The 17,493-nt window shown below is 45.0% G+C and carries 17 protein-coding genes; 9 read left to right on the top strand and 8 right to left on the bottom strand.

The annotated features are described in order from the left end of the window. Window positions 1–136 precede the first annotated feature (136 nt). The 5 genes from hisA to QUA90_RS01195 all read right to left on the bottom strand — a co-directional run bounded on the left by hisA (window position 137) and on the right by QUA90_RS01195 (window position 5,736). Complete coding sequence (gene hisA, locus QUA90_RS01215) at window positions 137–910, bottom strand: 1-(5-phosphoribosyl)-5-[(5-phosphoribosylamino)methylideneamino]imidazole-4-carboxamide isomerase (RefSeq protein WP_333443447.1); 774 nt, start codon at window positions 908–910, stop codon at window positions 137–139. Between the two features lie 137 nt (window positions 911–1,047). Next, on the bottom strand, window positions 1,048–1,725 hold the full coding sequence (locus tag QUA90_RS01210; protein ID WP_333443445.1) for a TIGR02117 family protein: 678 nt from the start codon (window positions 1,723–1,725) through the stop codon (window positions 1,048–1,050). 14 nt (window positions 1,726–1,739) lie between these two features. Continuing rightward, entirely contained in the window at window positions 1,740–2,942 is a 1,203-nt protein-coding gene (locus QUA90_RS01205) for a glycoside hydrolase family 10 protein (RefSeq protein ID WP_333443443.1), read from the bottom strand. 134 nt (window positions 2,943–3,076) lie between these two features. Beyond that, window positions 3,077–4,213: a serpin family protein gene (locus QUA90_RS01200; RefSeq protein WP_333443441.1), complete on the bottom strand. Its 1,137-nt coding sequence runs from the start codon at window positions 4,211–4,213 to the stop codon at window positions 3,077–3,079. Between the two features lie 113 nt (window positions 4,214–4,326). Then, window positions 4,327–5,736 (bottom strand): amidohydrolase, encoded by a 1,410-nt coding sequence (locus tag QUA90_RS01195; protein ID WP_333330178.1) that lies wholly within the window; start codon window positions 5,734–5,736, stop codon window positions 4,327–4,329. Between the two features lie 209 nt (window positions 5,737–5,945). On the opposite strand from QUA90_RS01195, the gene QUA90_RS01190 reads away from it, so the two are divergent. From QUA90_RS01190 to QUA90_RS01170, 5 genes are all read left to right on the top strand, one after another. Beyond that, window positions 5,946–6,716, top strand: a complete 771-nt coding sequence (locus tag QUA90_RS01190; RefSeq protein WP_333084250.1) for a cysteine hydrolase family protein — start codon at window positions 5,946–5,948, stop codon at window positions 6,714–6,716. Window positions 6,717–6,927: 211 nt separating this feature from the next. Then, complete coding sequence (locus QUA90_RS01185) at window positions 6,928–7,380, top strand: cupin domain-containing protein (RefSeq protein WP_333443439.1); 453 nt, start codon at window positions 6,928–6,930, stop codon at window positions 7,378–7,380. Between the two features lie 141 nt (window positions 7,381–7,521). After that, window positions 7,522–9,114, top strand: coding sequence for a CocE/NonD family hydrolase (locus QUA90_RS01180; RefSeq protein ID WP_333443437.1), 1,593 nt, complete (start codon window positions 7,522–7,524; stop codon window positions 9,112–9,114). Between the two features lie 19 nt (window positions 9,115–9,133). Continuing rightward, window positions 9,134–9,493, top strand: a complete 360-nt coding sequence (locus QUA90_RS01175; RefSeq protein ID WP_333443435.1) for a DUF952 domain-containing protein — start codon at window positions 9,134–9,136, stop codon at window positions 9,491–9,493. A 6-nt stretch (window positions 9,494–9,499) separates the two neighbouring features. After that, on the top strand, window positions 9,500–10,093 hold the full coding sequence (locus QUA90_RS01170) for a restriction endonuclease (protein WP_333443434.1): 594 nt from the start codon (window positions 9,500–9,502) through the stop codon (window positions 10,091–10,093). 11 nt (window positions 10,094–10,104) lie between these two features. On the opposite strand, the gene QUA90_RS01165 is transcribed toward QUA90_RS01170, so the two are convergent. Both QUA90_RS01165 and QUA90_RS01160 read right to left on the bottom strand, forming a co-directional pair. Beyond that, complete coding sequence (locus tag QUA90_RS01165) at window positions 10,105–11,085, bottom strand: site-specific DNA-methyltransferase (RefSeq protein ID WP_333443431.1); 981 nt, start codon at window positions 11,083–11,085, stop codon at window positions 10,105–10,107. Between the two features lie 242 nt (window positions 11,086–11,327). After that, window positions 11,328–12,581 (bottom strand): CCA tRNA nucleotidyltransferase, encoded by a 1,254-nt coding sequence (locus tag QUA90_RS01160; RefSeq protein ID WP_333443429.1) that lies wholly within the window; start codon window positions 12,579–12,581, stop codon window positions 11,328–11,330. A gap of 108 nt (window positions 12,582–12,689) precedes the next feature. Between QUA90_RS01160 and QUA90_RS01155 the strand changes: the two genes are divergently transcribed. The 3 genes from QUA90_RS01155 (at window position 12,690) to tsaB (ending at window position 15,517) form a co-directional block, all read left to right on the top strand. Further along, the gene (locus QUA90_RS01155; RefSeq protein WP_006632635.1) at window positions 12,690–12,938 is read left to right on the top strand and encodes a Ycf34 family protein; all 249 of its coding nucleotides are present in this window, start codon (window positions 12,690–12,692) and stop codon (window positions 12,936–12,938) included. A gap of 204 nt (window positions 12,939–13,142) precedes the next feature. Then, a complete protein-coding gene (locus tag QUA90_RS01150) occupies window positions 13,143–14,855 on the top strand; it encodes a serine/threonine-protein kinase (protein WP_333330193.1) in 1,713 nt (570 codons plus the stop codon). Window positions 14,856–14,857: 2 nt separating this feature from the next. Further along, entirely contained in the window at window positions 14,858–15,517 is a 660-nt protein-coding gene (gene tsaB, locus QUA90_RS01145; protein ID WP_333443427.1) for a tRNA (adenosine(37)-N6)-threonylcarbamoyltransferase complex dimerization subunit type 1 TsaB, read from the top strand. A gap of 150 nt (window positions 15,518–15,667) precedes the next feature. Here tsaB and QUA90_RS01140 read toward each other — a convergent pair whose 3' ends face one another. Next, window positions 15,668–15,997, bottom strand: a complete 330-nt coding sequence (locus QUA90_RS01140) for a hypothetical protein (protein ID WP_333443424.1) — start codon at window positions 15,995–15,997, stop codon at window positions 15,668–15,670. 84 nt (window positions 15,998–16,081) lie between these two features. Here QUA90_RS01140 and QUA90_RS01135 point away from each other — a divergent pair. Then, the coding region (locus tag QUA90_RS01135) for a tetratricopeptide repeat protein (RefSeq protein ID WP_333084264.1) at window positions 16,082–17,493 on the top strand (1,412 nt) is incomplete at its 3' end.

The following is a 17,493-nucleotide window of genomic DNA, read 5'->3' as shown; positions in this document are numbered from 1 at the left end:
CGATTCTACGCTAACTGTTGACTGTTGACTGTTGACTGTTGACGGTTGACTAATGACTGATGACTAATGACTAATGACTAATGACTAATGACTAATAACTAATGACTAATGACTAATGACTGATGACTAATGACTATCAAGCAAAACTTGAAGAACCCAAATCTGGCGGTACATCCTGCCACCGCCCTTGTCCGACTGCTTGAATTGCTTCTTTTAGCAAGATATCGCCGGTATAAATTGCCCTACCGACGATCGCACTTTTGACACCACTTGGTTCCAAAGCCAGCAAACTCAACAAATCTGCGATCGAACTAACGCCACCGGAAGCAATCACCGGAATCGAAATAGCATTAGCAATTTCCCGCAAAGATTCCAAATTCGGCCCTTCCATAGTACCGTCGCGGTGAATGTCGGTGTAAATAATTTCAGCGGCCCCTAACTCTGCCATTTTTTGCGCCAATTCTGTTGCTAAAACTTCCGAAGTTTCTAGCCAGCCTCTAGTCGCAACTTTACCATTTCTGGCATCGATGCCGACCAGAATTCGATCAGGAAATTCGGCGCACAATTCGCCGACTAATTGCGGTTGTTCGACGGCGACAGTGCCGAGAATGACGCGCCGGACGCCTAAATTGAGGATAGCAGCAACAGAAGCGCGATCGCGCATTCCGCCACCTACTTGACAGGGAACGTCTACTGATCGGACGATCGCTTCAATGGCGGCTTGGTTGACTGGATGACCAGCTTTAGCGCCGTCGAGGTCTACTAAGTGCAGCATTGTCGCGCCTTCATTTACCCACTGTCTGGCGACTTCGACGGGGTTGTCGTTAAAAGTTTGAGACTTCGCGTAGTCTCCCTGATACAATCGGACGCATTTTCCATCCAATAAGTCGATCGCTGGAATTACATTCATGATTTTTCCTCAAATTGCTAATTATACCAGTTAAAAAAAAGAATGCAACTTTAGGGAAGATTCCCACCCATACATAATCATTCATTATAATTTTTATAACCTAAAGTAAAGAGAGTCTTACGATTGCCTAGTACCATTTATTTGTGACATTCGCAACCGCTATTAAGATGAAACATAATCCCCGAAGAAAGCGTTGACCAGAAAGGAGTATTGACCTCGGCTTTTTGCAAAGCTTCTGCCGTCCAGTCGTTGCAAGTTCTCAAAATAGAGTAACTGCCTTTTGCTTCATAAAAACTGTCGCTGTTGTCGTAGCCGTAGCTAATTTTCATCTTCTTACCTGCTGCGTCTAATTGGAATGAATTATTAATAAAATTTACCAGCATCAGATAATTTTTCCCACTAATTTTTACACATTTGGTTTCTATATTCTGGGATAAAACCCGATAACCTTGAACGTGTAGGGTAGACGGAGTAAGGAGAAATAGCGCCTTAAAAGCTGTAACTGGGTTGATACTTCCTGATGTGGGAGTTTCCAACATAAAAGCTCGATCTCCCCAGCCAAAAGACAAATATTTATAATCAGAAGTGGCATCCCGCCCTATTTCTGTTAGCGGTAAAAATTGATTCCAGTCAAAATATTCATTTTTAACTGGAACAATAATTTCGGTGTGGATGCCTTGGTTGGAAATGTATAGAGAGATTGTGCAATCTGCTTGCGAGTAATTTCCCCACTTTCTGGGAGTGAGATAGCCAATTGTTAGGAAAGCGCTTAAAGATAAGATGACAATTCCTAAGCGCTGTATGCTTTTTTTCATTTTAACCGTGGGTTTCAAATTCGGCCTTCGGATGGCGGGCGCTGCATCTTTGTGGGAAAGAATTCTTGCAGGGCATAATTGCGCTGTTCGGGGGTTTCGTTAGCCCAATTAGACAAACTTTCGTAGAAAAAGAACGACACGCCAGCGAAATCTCTTTTTCGCACTTCTTGCACTTGTTCTTGAATTTGTTTTAGGGGCACAGAATTATTTTTAAGACCAGTTAAAATGCCGATCGCAGTTGGAATGTTAAGTTTAGCCAATTTAACTTCTTCCCGTTCCAGTTCTGCACTAAAACGCTTGATATCGCTGCGATAAACCTGCAACACAATTTCTTGGATGTAGCCGCGTCTTTCCCAGGTAAACCAGTCCTGCAAGTGGGCGGGTAAAGAAAAGTGAAAAGGGTTCGGAGATAAGCTGACAATACATTTTTCTTTGCGGGATTTGATGGCGCGGGAAACTCGGCCCACGAAGTCGTTGATTTTGTCAGCGCGCCAGCGCACCCAGAAGGTTTCGCGGGGGTCGTCGGAGGGAGGGCTTTTGATTTGTTGCTGATACATTGACACTGTTAACGGCTCGTAGCCAAATTCTACGGGCAAGCCGAAATGGTCGTCAAATTGAATACCATCTATATCATAATTAGCGACAATTTCTAGGATTAAATCTGAGATAAATTGCTGGACTTCGGGATGAAAGGGATTCAGCCAAACTCGATCGTGTTGGCCTTCTTTCCAAATAGTTGAACCGTCGCGCCGCTGCGCCAGCCACTCTGGGTGAAGTGTGGCTAATTCCGATTCGGCGGGAGCCATGAAACCAAACTCAAACCAGGGGATTACTGCTATACCTTTTTGGTGGGATTGTGCTATAATTTCTTTGAGGATGTCTCGGTCTTTCAATCCGGGCGAGGGGTCGATCGACTGTCCGAATACTCGTTGGGCTGCAGCACTCGGATAAAGCGTATAGCCTCCTTGCCAAACCGTGGGATAGATGGTATTAAAATTGAGTTTATCGAGTCGATTTACAGCGTCAATGATGTTGTTGCGGGAGAACATAACCTCGCTGTCAATGTTCGTCAGCCAGACGCCGCGCACTTCTGTTGTTGGGGTGGTGGGCGGGGTTTGAGCCAAGAGACGGGGGGATAAAATCGCGGAGGAGGTAAGGGCGATCGTAAAAACAACTATTAAACCCAGTATCCGCTGCCATTTGTGCAATTTAATCATCAATTTGTCGCAAATAGGATTATTTTTAGACTGATATTTTACCGTATAATTAGCTTGTTAGGGTGCGCCAGCTAGGGTTATTTTATTAAAAGTCGATCGAGCATTTCCTGACGCACCTACTATTTTTGATATTATTAGGGGTCAACGATGATACCCATAAATAATATTGTTCCTGTAGTATTGTCTCGAATAGCACAAAAGAATGGACGGTTTACATTCATTTCAAAAGCCGGCATAGATCTCGTCATCTCAATTACAGTCACGGCTGCTGCTTCTGTACCTTCTTCGTTAACTTCGACAAATGTTTTGTGTTTTACCGATTCTACTGCTACTGGGCTATCAGTCATCGGGGAAAAGTCGGTTTTCAATCCACCGAAAATTTCTGCTATTCCCAAAGCTATAAGTGTGTCGTTCAGTTTAACTTCATACTTTATTTTGAAGCGCGGTATTTCAATCATTCCACTTTTAGCTCTAAATTCTTGCATCCATTTATTCCAGTTTTCGGGTGTTAATTGCTGCGAGAAAGTTGCCAAATTGGTATTGGAGTTTGGCAAGAAAATATACATACTCAGAGCGCCTTTTTTGCCGTAAGGTAAACTGACTGCTTGAAAAGTTTCTGTTTCGTAGCACCGATAAGAGCCCATCTGGGACATCATTGGATGCTGTTTGGAACTGCTGTCTGTTAAATAAAAAGTTTTGTTGGCAGTTTTAGATTGATCAAATGGCGTTTCCCAGTTTCCTTTGAAATAGATGGCATTAATCAAAAATAAAAGTGTATTAGGGTTGATTTTAGTGACTATTTTATCAATTTTTCCGTGAGTTTTTTCGCTCACCCAGTTGTTAATGAGGCTGAGAGCTTCTTGCGGACTATCAAAGTCTATGTCGGCAATATTGGCTTGGTAGTATTGTTGATTTATTTGCAAAAATTCGGGTTTTAATGAGAAGCCTTGTCTGACCAAAAGCGCGTTGGCAATTGATACTTGAACCTTGGGGTCATCTTTTTGCAAATTCTTTTGCAAATTGTGATTGGCTGCGTTGATTGCTTTTAAACTCATTTTCGTTAATTCGAGAGCTTTTGTCATTTCTTGTTTGGTTTCTCCGCTGACTCCGTTGTATGTCATTGACAGTGCGAGGGCGACAGAAGTAGGGGAAATAAAAATATTTTTATTCGGCTGTTGTTTGCTGAGGGTGTTGAACAAGTTAAAACCAAATTTGGTATTAGCTGCAACAAGTCTGGCGTCTACATTTATCTGATTGTTAGGGGGTGTCATGGCTAGAGCTTCTGAGTGATTGGGATTTGCGAGGTTGATTGCGTTAATTTTTAGTGGCGGGGCTAATTATGTGATTCAACCGGACATGATATCCTATTCTCTTGGTTAATTTTTTAAGAATAACCTTGCAGGTTCATGACTTTTCGATAGTGGGCTTCTATTTCACTGACTGTTTGAGATTGACGCTTGCTCGTCCACTCGCTGCGATCGAATAATTCCCGCCTCAAAGCATCAACATCGATCGTTTTCACCTTACCTTCGGCGACAATTTGCTTGCCGTTTACCCAAACGCTGTCTACCGCATTAGTCGGGCGTCCCCATATTAGTAACCCAATCGGATCGGTGCGCGGCAGCAAGGATAAACTGGTTAAATCATACAGCACAAAATCTGCTTTTTTTCCGACTGTCAGCGAACCCATTTCATCGGCGAGATTCAAGCCTTTTGCTCCTCCCAGGGATGCCATTTCTACAGACTGGCGCGGTGTAATCCATTGGCGGTAATCTAAATCCGTGATATTGTGCAAAATTGAACCAATTTTAATCGCTTCCAGCAAATCTTGAGAGTCATTGCTAGCAGCGCCATCGCAGCCAAAAGATACGTTGACTCCCGCCTGACGGTATTTCAAAATCGGCGCAATCCCGCTTCCTAGCCGCAAGTTGCTGAGGGGATTGTGTACAACAGTCGCTCCAGTTTCTGCCATAATCGCAATGTCGGAATCGTCCAGCCAAACGCAGTGGGCTAAGGAAGTTCGTGGACTCAAATAACCAATTCTTTGCAGGTGTTCGACAGCGCTACAGCCGTATTTTTCGTGAGCTAACTGTTTTTGAGCGGGGGTTTCCAAGAGGTGGGCGTGACGGCAAAGGTTGTAGCGATCGCTCAATTCGATGCAGCCTTCAAACAAAGCATCGGAACACAGTTGAATTCCCGTCGGCGCCAACAACATATTAACACCTTTTTCGGGATTGTGAAACTGTTTTATGGCTGTTTCCATTAATTCCAAAGTTGCCTTAGTCGATCGAATGTAAGCCGCGTGTTCGATGCCACTATCGCCAGAAGGCATTCCCGCTGTCAGGGATTCATCTTGAATTAACGGCCCGATAAAAGCGCGGATGCCGATTTCTTGATAAGCGCGAACTGCTGCGGCGATTGTTTCTAATTCTTGCCCCGGAATCAAAACTAAATGATCGACTACGCTGGTACCGCCCGACAGCAATGTTTCTACCGCAGTTCCCAAGGCACTCAAATAAACTTGTTCGGAATCGAGAGGTGTAAAATCGTACAATTCGGCAATCCACAACTCCAGCGGTAAAGGGGGAATGATGCCTCGTTGCCACATTTCTGAAGAGTGAGTGTGCGCGTTGACAAAACCTGGCAGCAGCAGCTTATTTTTGCCATCGATAACTGTTCCCGCAGGCTCTAAATTGGGCGCGATCGCACTTATGCAATTATGCACCACTTGCACATCTGCAGTTTCATAACCACTATCAACCGGAATTAAAGCATTTTGAATTGTAAAGCTCATAGATTTACCCTTTTGGTAAATTTATATTAATTTTTATTGTATGATTCCACGGCGCTAACATTGGCGGTCGCCTGTAATAAAGTTAATAAATCATAAAAACTCTCAAATAGTTGCCGCTGATACTTAATTATAACCAAGATTTAAGATATGACAAGTTAGTGACAATCAAATAGTTATAAGATTGAAATTGTTTTTGAGTCAAAATCAATATGAATCCTGATTCTCTCCGCACCTTGGGCGTACCGCCGAATGCTTGGAAAGTTGATGCCAAAATTGCCGATATCACCCGATCGCCGATCGCGCCTCAACCTGTTACCCTGGAAACAGAAACTAAAACCCTGCGTTTGGACTTAGCAAAAGCAGCAATGTTGGTGATAGATATGCAAAACGATTTCTGTCATCCCGACGGTTGGCTAGCACATATTGGCGTAGATGTAACGCCTGCAAGAACTCCAATTAATCCTTTAACAAATTTACTGCCAAAATTGCGATCGCACGCAGTACCAATTATTTGGATAAACTGGGGAAACCGCCCCGATTTACTCAATATTAGTGCAGCTTCCCGTCACGTTTACAATCCCACAGGCGACGGCGTAGGTTTGGGAGATCCGCTGCCAAAAAACAACGCACCTGTACTGATGGCAGGGAGTTGGGCGGCGCAGGTTGTCGATGAATTAAAACCCAAACCGGAGGATATTTGTGTTGATAAATATCGAATGAGCGGCTTTTGGGATACTCCTTTAGATAGTATCTTGCGGAACCTCGGCCGAACTACACTTTTCTTCGGAGGAGTAAACGCCGATCAGTGCGTCATGGCTACGCTGCAAGATGCTAATTTCCTCGGTTACGACTGTATTTTAGTCAAAGATTGTACAGCGACGACATCTCCGGAGTATTGCTGGCAAGCTACTCTTTATAACGTTAAACAATGTTTTGGTTTTTTGTCGGATTCTCAGGCTATGTTAGAAGCAATTAAATAGCAGTCATCAGGGGAGTATCCCTCTGGAGTATAAAAAGCGTTTTTTAGGAGTGCGAGAGTCTCGCACAGCAAAGCCTATATCTCGCTTCCTGCTCTGACAGCGAACTCTCCTGTGAAATCAATAAACTTTGGAGGTTGAGCGGCGGACTAATGACTCTGGATTCTCACTAATGACAGCAGAAACATAACCACTGACAACTAACAATAAAAAAATGACAAATCAGTGCGTGATTCCTATTATAAAGTCTCCGAAAGACTACCAAGCATTTCGCATCAGTCCGGGCGATACTAATAGATTAGCTATCGTCTTCGATCCGGTAATAGCGAATGTTTCATTAACAGTTTGCGTGGAGATTTTCGATGTGGGGGGCAAAACTCCTCCCAACCGCCATCAATTCGCAGTAGAAATGTTTTTTGTACTCAAAGGAAAAGGGCAAGCAACCTGCGACGGCAAAACAGTTAGTATTCAACCTGGAGATAGTTTGTTAGTGCCTCCAACAGGCACTCACGTAATTGAGAATACGGGTAGTGAACGTTTGTACACTTTGTGCATCATGGTGCCGAATGAGGATTTTGTGGAACTAATTCGCAGCGGTACACCAGTCGAACTCGATGAGGAGGATATGAGAGTTCTGGGGCGATCGGATGTACTCGTACCGTGCTAGGTTTGTAGTAAGAACTTGATTCCTAGGTTTGTAGTAAGGACTGGATTCTTTAGAAAAACCACTAAAGCCCTTACTACGAACTTTTTTAGTTGATGTTTTTTAGGATTTATGCTGAAACTTTGTCCGAAAGAAACAGCGTCAATGCTAACTAAAGATGGGGTTCGTTTAGATGCTGACATCTACCGCCCCGATGCGGAGGGCGAATTTCCAGTATTGTTAATGCGGCAACCTTACGGAAGGGATCTCGCCTCTACAGTCGTATATTCCCATCCCGCATGGTACGCCAAACACGGCTACATTGTTGTCATCCAAGACGTGCGGGGACGCGGCACTTCCGAAGGCGAATTTAACCTATTTGTTAGCGAAACACAAGACGGTTTTGATAGCGTCAATTGGGCAGCTAATTTGCCGGGAAGTAACGGCAAAGTCGGAATGTATGGTTTTTCCTACCAAGGCATGACTCAACTCTACACTGCTGCTGCTAAACCCAGCGCATTAATAACAATTTGTCCGGCAATGGTAGGCTGCAATTTATACACAGATTGGGCCTATGAAGGCGGCGCGTTTTGTCTGCAATCAAATCTCGGCTGGGCAATTCAGCTAGCCGCAGAAACCGCTCGCTTAAAAGCCGATATTTCTGCCTATCAAGCCTTGTATGCAGCTTCGATAAATCTCCCGCTATACGATACCGTGCCGGCGCGTCCTGAGATTGTTAAAAATCTGGCACCCGACTCACATTATCACGATTGGTTGGATAATTATCGACCGAGCGAGTATTGGGAAAAGTTATCGCCAAACATCAAAGATTTAGACTTGCCAATGCTGCACGTTGGCGGTTGGTTTGATACTTATTTGCGGGGAACAATTCATCTTTACAAGGAAATGGCCAGCCGGAGTTCCTGTCCGCAGCATTTGATAATTGGCCCTTGGGCGCATTTACCTTGGGGGCGAAAAGTGGGAACGTTGGATTATGGTGTTGCAGCTTCCAATCCTGTGGATGAGTTGCAAATTCGCTGGTTCGATCAATTCCTGAAAGGAGTTGATACAGGAATATTAAACGAGCGACAGATTTCGCTATTTGAGATGGGGAGGAATGATTGGCGGAAATTTGATAAATGGCCTAATAATAATCATAAATCTTATTTTTTAGCAAGTACCGGACTTGCTGCGATGAGAGAAGATGCGGGTATTTTAACAGAGAGTTGCGCGGATGTTTGCACTGATGATATATTCGTGCATGACCCTTGGCGGCCGGTGCCATCCTTGGGAGGTCACGCTGCATTTCCTGCAGGTGCGATCGAGCGATCGACTATTGACTGCCGCACCGACATTTTAACATACACTTCGGCACCGCTAACAGCAGATTTGGACTTAGCTGGAGATATAATTGTCGAAGTATTTTGTACCGCAGATACGCCTACTTTTGATTTGTGTGCGATACTTTCTGAGGTCAAAGATAGCGGCAGCGTCTACAATTTTACTCAAGGTTACGTCCGGGTAAATTCAGGTGAAACACCTGTAAGAATTGTGCTGCAAGCAACTTGTATGCAAATTGCCAAAGGTAATGCCTTGCGTCTGAGTTTGAGTGCGGCTTGTTTTCCTGCTTACGACGTGAATCCGGGAACGGGTGCGCCGGGCGGTGAAGCGCGGGCGATCGATGCTAAAATTATCACGCTGACAGTAAGTTGTGGCGGGAATTGTCCCTCTCAAATTTTGCTGCCAATTGTCAATTAAACCTAAAATCTATCTAACTATGAGCGTTATCTTTCACATCACCCGCAGCCAACAGTGGGAAGAAGCAAAACAAGTTCAATCCTATCGCGGAGATACGCTAGATACTGAAGGATTTATCCACTGTTCGACACTGCCGCAAGTTCTTAAATCTGCTAATAAATTTTTTGTGGGACAAACAGGATTGCTGCTGCTTTGGATTGACTCGGACAAAGTGCAAGCTGAACTTAAGTATGAATTGGCTGCGGGTGAAAATTACCCGCACATTTACGGGCCGCTGAATGTTGATGCTGTGTTGAAAGTTGTTGAGTTTGAACCGGGTGCAGATGGCAAGTTTGAATTGCCGGAAGAACTAACAGCAAGTATAAATGAACAGGCTTAGTACGCTGTGAAGATAGTTCAAGAAGTATCACTTATTAGTCGCGGTAACTTTGAGGAGTCAGAAGAATGGGGAGTTATTAAAAATGAAATACGGATTGCTATTGACGCGATCGCCTGGCCTGTAGGTGCATCAAACTTTACGATCAATCCAACCAGGCACGGAAACGGTGTCAAACCTATCAAAAATGCTTGTATGGCTGCTCTACATGACAGTTTTGGATGGCAGCTTGAAACTAAAATCAGATTTGCAACTAGAGCGCCTGGACGAGTAGATGCTACCAAAATATTAGACAATCATTTATTTGCCTTTGAATGGGAAACAGGAAATATCTCATCAAGTCACCGTGCTGTTAATAAACTGGTTCTCGGTATTTTACGAGGGATTTTTTTGGGGACAGCATTAGTTCTGCCCAGCCGCAAACTGTACCCTTATTTGACTGATAGAATTGGCAATTATGAGGAACTAGAGCCTTACTTTGATGTCTGGCGCGCTGTTAATATACAAGAAGGTTTTTTAGCCATATTTGTCATTGAACATGATGCCCTAGATAGCAGCGTACCTACAATTACTAAAGGCACAGATGGTCGCGCTTTAATATAAAATGTTAGTTTTTAAGAAAACAATTCAAGTTGGATTGACTCGTTTTGTTTAACTTTATTTTTTGTTTTTCCCCTTGCTGATTCCCAATTTTCAACTTTTCCATTTGCCAAGTCTTGTAACCGCTTCACTGCTGGTTCAATATCGCCGATTTCTGTACCCAGCCAATACCTACCCAACTTCTCTGCTGCATAAAATGTAGTGCCAGAACCTCCAAAAGGATCGATTACAACTTGTCCCGGATTCGATGCCATAGCAATGATACGTTCCAGCATGATAGGAGCTAATTCGTTGGCTCCCCTTTTCTTGTGCTGTCGGTGTCTTACTGGCGGAATATCTGTCCACATTTCCTCAATTAAAGTCCACAGATTTTCTTCTCGAATATCTTCAGAAGCATTTTCCCAGACATCTTCGGGAGCATCCCAAACATCCATTAAGTTAATACCTTGAGGATTTAATTTTTTGCGGTGTCCGCCGTAATCTTTAATCTCTCCTCCGCAATGCCGACAGACTTGAATCGGCGTATAAACTTTATTGAAAACTGCTGGTTCGCCTTTTGTGTAGTAAAGCAATCCGTAGTGTGCGGGAGACATTTTCTTGCCGCGAGGAAAGGCTTTAGGCATTCTACAAGCTATCCAGTGACGAAAGTTCATTCCCTCTTGGTTTAAATATGCACCGTAATCAATGCACCATTTAGGTAAGTTGAAAGTAAATAGACTTCCGCCCGGTTTAAGCACTCGAATACTTTCTTTAAGCCACTGTTTTGACCAAGCAAGATAATCGCTGGAATTCAGCAGATCGGTCGTACCATTACCGTAATCTTTGCCGAGATTAAAGGGCGGATCTGCAAACACAATATCAGCGCTGTAATCGGGAATTGCACCTAAAAAATTGAGACAGTCTTCCTGGTATAGAATGCCGTATTTGCTTTGATAAACCTCTCGCAATCCCCGTTCGGCGGAAATCACAGGTGATATCAGACTCAAAGGTTGCATTTAAATATTTTTAGTGAATTAAGCATCACTTCAATAATAGTAATTGTAGCGACGATTGTCAAGAGATTATGGGAGCGATCGCACTTGAACCCTTGTATCTTAAAAAAGATAGATTGCGATTTACCGTGGGTTGGGGGCGGGTTTACGAGATTATCGGTTTTAGGCAAATATTGTTGGCGAACCCGCCCCTACAAATATTGGGGTTTAAACTTCTGGCGGGCTGTTGCCACAGTTGCAAAATATCAATGAACCTCAACCAACTCTGCCGCCAATTTCAGCGCATCTTCGCGAGTCGCAACTCTCCCTTCCACCCGCGCTAATTGAATCTCCATTAACACTTGACCGATGCGCGGACTTCGGGGCAATTTCAAATATTCCATTAAATCATTACCGCTAACTAATTGTGTGGCATGAGCAATAATATCATCAGCATCCAGATAGCGATTAATTAACAGTGAAATATCCTCAACCGCAACTCCCGCAGCCACGGCCACAACCGCTAAAACTGGAAATACTATTCCCACATCCCGAAACAAAAAATACTGTTCCCGCAAAGACATTTCCGCGATTGGTTTTGCTTGCAATTGTGGCAAGTATTTCAAAAGCCCGATCGCACTTTTAATCTCCGCATTGCTGTACTTCAACCGCAGCAACTGCGTTTCAGCAATGGTCGGGTCAGAATCTGCCAAAATAGCCAGCTTCGCGACAGCCAACAAAGGCGTTTTAATTGTATCTCGAATCTGATGCCCGAATTCCTTCCCTAATTCCGGGTAAATTGTCGCTAATTTGTCAGCAGATGCGTCAATTTTTGTCAAAATATCGAAACGGTTGATCGCACTTTCAAACCAAATCGAAAACAAACCGTCTTCGCAACCACGACAAATCCAAGGAACACCGTCAGGATTACTCAACAAATAACCCAATTCCGTCCGCACCCGTTCCACCGCTACCCGACTCAACAGCGGCGCTAATTCCCGAATCGCCGATTGAGTTTCAGGTTCGATCGCAAAACCCAACTGCGCCGCTTGGCGGTAAGCTCTTAATAACCTCAGCGGATCGTCCTCCAAATTTGACCGCGAAACCATCCGCAGCACACCCAACCGCAAATCAGTTTGACCCTCCAAAGGATCGATGATTTCTCCTGTAAAAGGATTGTAGGCGATCGCATTGATCCGAAAATCCCGGCGCAGCAAATCCCCCTCCAGACTCCCCCCTTCCGCTTGCGCCAAATCCACCGTACCGCCCGCAAACACCACCCGCGCAATTTGGCGTTCCGCATCCAACAAGACAAATCCACCTTTCGTGCGATCGGCAATTTTTCGAGCAGTCTTCACCGCCCGTGTTAGCATGACAAAATCCAAATCAAAATAGTGCGATCGGCGGCCCAGCAACGCATCCCGCACCGCACCCCCTACCAGATAAGCAGGCGGTGTCAGCAGTTCCAAATCAAACGGCCAACTATCAGGAGATAATGAAGAGGGCAAATTAATCGGCATCGCAACAAAAATCTACTTTCCTTACAAACAATTAAACTCTTGCTACGCTAGATTAACAGAAAGCTCAAATTTCACCAATCTTTTTGAAATGCACAGAGGATATCAAGAATGTGTATTTGTATTAACTGCCACTATGTAGACCGCTGCTTCACCTACCACGCCGTAGAAGAACAGCACGAACAGCTTCACCTCACCGAAACACCCGATTTCGACCCCGTAGAACCCACCATCAACGTAAACATTCGCCCCCGCCAAGACGAAATTGAAATGGAATGGGATGTAGTCGGGTGTCAGAGTTTCAAGCAAGAGACCGGCAAATGGGCAAAATTGCGGCCAGGCGAACTCGTCCCGACTTAAGGCAGAAGTCATTAGTCAGTAGTCAGTAGTCATTAGTTATTTGTTGGTTGTTGGTTGCTATTTGTTGTTTTTTATAGTTTTTTTTTGAGTTGTTAACGATAACAACCAATAACCAATTCCCAATTTCCAATTCCCGATGCCCGATGCCCAATTCCCCCTTCCCAATTAAAAATCTAAAATCTAAAATCTAAAATCTAAAATCAAATGTGCTATTGCTTAAACCCAACTTGTCAGAATCCGCAAAACCCAGGGGATGCAGAATTGTGCCAAAGTTGCGGCTCAAAATTGTTGTTGACTATTGACCCAGAAACGCCATCTGCATCTCGCTACCGAACCATAAAGCCGATCGGGCAAGGAGGCTTTGGCCGAACCTTTCTAGCAGTTGATGAAACCAAACCCCTGATTTTTTCGCAGTGCGTAATCAAGCAATTTTTGCAGCAAAATACCGCAGCCGAAAAAGCCGCTCAACTATTTCACCAAGAAGCAGCCCAGCTAGAAACCTTGGGAAAACATCCCCAGATTCCAGAATTAATCGCGCATTTTGAACAAGACGGGAGACAGTATTTAGTACAAGAATTTATAGACGGCAAAAACCTAGCCAGAGAATTAGAACAAAAAGGAGCATTCACCGAAACTCAAATTCGGCAAATTCTCAACGATTTATTGCCAGTGCTCCACTTCGTCCACAAATCCAAAGTTATTCACCGCGATATCAAACCCGAAAATATCATTCGCCGCCGCCTATCTCCAACTCCTTTACCCGCCTTAGAAAGTTCCTATCAACCCTCTCCTTTCCAAAAAGATATTGTTTTAGTAGACTTTGGTGCAGCTAAGAAAGTAACAGCAACCGGGTTGCCACAAACAGGTACAATCATCGGCAGTGCTGCTTATACAGCCCCAGAACAATTGATGGGGAAAGCAGTTTTTGCCAGCGATATCTACAGTTTGGGCGTTACCTGCATTCACTTGCTGACTGAAATTCCTCCCTTCGATTTGTTCGACAGTACAGAGGATTCTTGGGCTTGGCGAAATTATTTGAAGACTGCTGTTAGCGATGATTTCGGCCGCATCCTCGACACCATGCTTCAAAGTGCCACCAATCGGCGCTACAGTTCAGCATCAGCAGTCATCCGGCACTTGAACCCCAAACCGGTGTATTTAGACGCAGCGCCTGTGCTAGACGCGCCGGAAACGCCTGCAGAACGGGTGGTTACACCCGCGCCCGGTGTGTCGCTTTTCACTCGCCAAGAGCAAGCCGAAATTCAGCAAGCTTTACAAGAGGATCTCGCCCCGTACAATGTTACAATCCAAGTCAGTCAAGCCAAGCAACAGCTCAATATCGTCATCAACAGAACCGAAGACAACCCCGTTTACTATCCGCACTTATCTCAAATAATTGCCACCAGACTCACCGATTTGCAGTTAAATAAAGTCGCAGCCGTGAAGCTGTTGGGAAGAGTCAACAATTCTCGCCGCCCGGAGTGGAAGCAAATATTGCAAATCGATCCCAAGATTCAATTGAGAAACAAACTCGTGCGGCTGCAACACAATCAATTAGTCAAGAAAATCGCACCTGTTGCTACCCAAGAATTTTGGCTGCCGAAGTTGAAAACTCAGGATTTTTGGATAGATGCACTAATGTTTGCCTTAGTTTGGTTTATTTTTGGCTCTCAAATAGTCATTTTTAATTCGTGGTTCGCGCTAATAGTTTCTTCGGGTTTTATGGCTGTAAAACATCAAGTTTCCCAAAACAAAGAATTTGCCAATAAAAATTTATTTGCAAGTTTAGTTGTGCTGTTTTTGATGACTGGGGGCATGGGTAATTCCAGGATTTTAAATACGGGAATATTTGGCATTCTTTTGGGTTGCTTAGTTGTGGCTTTGCCGCTGTTTTTTGTTAAGGAAAATTATCAGTAATCGTGAATAGCAATCCCCCAGACGGAACATCAGTTAAAAAATACGGCTTAGCCCTGCACACAGCTAGTCGCGAACTCGGTTTAGCCATCAGCAATTTTGCCGGGGATTCTCGCTGCCAAACTTGGAATTTGGATCGCGATTTAGCCACTCATTTGCATCAGTATTTAGTCGAGTTTATTGGGCCGCAAACTTGGGCTGATTTGGGTTTTATTGCAGTGGCGAAGGGGCCCGGAGGTTTCACGGGGACTCGGATGGGTATGGTGACGGCGCGCACTTTGGCCCAACAGTTGGATATTCCGGTTTTTGCGATTTCAACTTTGGCGGCTGTCGCTTGCAGCAGCAGTAAAAAATCTATCTCAAATCAGGATATGGCGCTGCAAATGCCTGCACAGCGGGGACAATTGTTTGGGGCGGTTTATTCAGTTAACAAAGATTCTGGTTTAACTGAGTTGTTTCCTGATACGGTGATGACTCCTGAATCTTGGCAGGAAAAGTTGGATAATTGGGGGAGTTCTTATCAGTTGATTGAAGTTGGTAGCGAGTTGGGTTGGTCGGTTTCTAGTGTGTTGGAATTGGCTTATTTGGAGTGGCAAATGGGAAGTCGCCCTGATTGGTCGGAGGCTTTGCCTTTTTACGGGCAACATCCGGTTAAAGGACACTGAATATTGGGAATAGGGCATTGGGAATAGGGAATTGGGCATGATTTCGTTTCAGTTAAATCAACTTGTAGAGTGCGTTTTTTTTCCGACCATGCCCGATGCCCGATGCCCGTAAATGATTTATAAGCAATTAAGCAGACTTGATATCCTTGTTTATTTAAGGGCGATACAAACTTCGAGGCAAAAAGTTAATGTTAGCGGGTCTGGGCTTTCGGTTCGCAATTGATCGATCTCAGCTCGATCGCAGCCGCGAGATTCCATGAAATCGAGCATCCAGTTCGTTATTGTACCGAGATCGATGTATTTTGCTCCGAGACAAACAGGGCAAATTTCTGGGCTGAGGGTACCGGTGCCGCCGCATTCGGGGCAATCCCAGTGGCTGGTTACGGGATCGGGGGTAGTTGGGATGTTGTTCATGCTGGGAAAAAGTACGCGCGGTGTAGCTATCGCGCAGGGAATCGCACTACTCGTTAACTCTAGCAAAAATGCCGATCGCCCTTACTTCTTCCTGCCTTTACACTAAGCGAGCTAGTGAGTAAAATTGACAAAAATACAAAAAGGGTGGCTATGTTCGATCGCACTCAATGGTTTTTGGCTGGTATGTCGATCGCACTTTCGCTTCAGCTAAGTCAGCCAGTTGCAGCAGCCGCGCCCGTTGGCAAAGTCTTACAAACAGCACAAACTAACAGTAGCGAGGCTGCTGCAAAAGCATTAAAAGAAGGAATACAACTCTACAATCAAGGAACAGCGGAAGCTTTAAGAGGTGCGATCGTCAAATATGAAGAAGCATTAAAACTGTATCGGGAAGCGGGCGACAATAGAGGGCAAGCACTTAGCCTCTATGGTCTTGGCAGAGTCTACTCAGCATTGGGAGAAAAACAGAAAGCGCTAGAGTATTACAACCAGTCCCTTCCCCTGAGTCGGATAACCGATGCTCTTGCTTTGGATGCTAACATCCTCAACAACATCGGCGGTGTCTACTCACAATTGGGAGAACAACAGAAAGCGCTAGAGTATTACAACCAGTCGCTTCCCCTGTATCGCGCAGTAGGCTATCGCCTTGGGGAAGCTACCACCCTCAACAACATCGGCTTAGTTTACTCAGAATTGGGAGAACAACAGAAAGCGCTAGAGTATTACAACCAGTCGCTTCCCCTCAGTCGGGCAGTGGGCAATCGCCGTGGGGAAGCTACCACCCTCACCAACATTGGCTTAGTCTACTCAGATTTGGGAGAAAAACAGAAAGCGCTAGATTATTACAACCAGTCGCTTCCCCTGAGTCGGGCAATCGGCGATCGCCGTGGGGAAGCTACCACCCTCACCAGCATCGGCGGTGTCTACTCAGATTTGGGAGAAAAACAGAAAGCGCTAGAGTATTACAACCAGTCGCTTCCCCTGAGGCGAGAAACGGGCGATCGCGGTGGGGAAGCTACCACCCTCACCAACCTCGGCGATGTCTACTCAGATTTGGGAGAACAACAGAAAGCGCTAGAGTATTACAGCCAGTCGCTTCCCCTATTTCGGGCTCTCGGCGATCGCGGTGGGGAAGCTACCACCCTCACCAACATCGGCGGTGTCTACTCAGATTTGGGAGAAAAACAGAAGGCGCTAGAGTATTACAGCCAGTCGCTTTCCCTGAGTAGGGCAATCGGCGATCGCCGCGGGGAAGCTACCACCCTCAACAACATCGGCAATGTCTACTCAGCATTGGGAGAAAAACAGAAAGCGCTAGAGTATTTGGGCCAGTCGCTTCCCCTGAGACGGGCAACCGGCGATCGCCGTGGGGAAGCTGCCACCCTCAACAACATCGGCGGTGTCTACTCAGAATTGGGAGAAAAACAGAAAGCGCTAGAGTATTACAGCCAGTCGCTTCCCCTATTTCGGGCCGTGGGCGATCGCTCGGGGGAAGCTGCCACCCTCAACAACATCGGCGGTGTCTACTCAGAATTGGGAGAAAAACAGAAAGCGCTAGAGTATTA

Origin of the sequence: Microcoleus sp. D3_18_C4, from assembly GCF_036702355.1 — a bacterium.
Lineage (GTDB): Bacteria > Cyanobacteriota > Cyanobacteriia > Cyanobacteriales > Microcoleaceae > Microcoleus.
The sequence above is the reverse complement of the archived record's forward strand: the minus strand, read 5'-3'. Positions and strand labels throughout refer to the sequence as shown.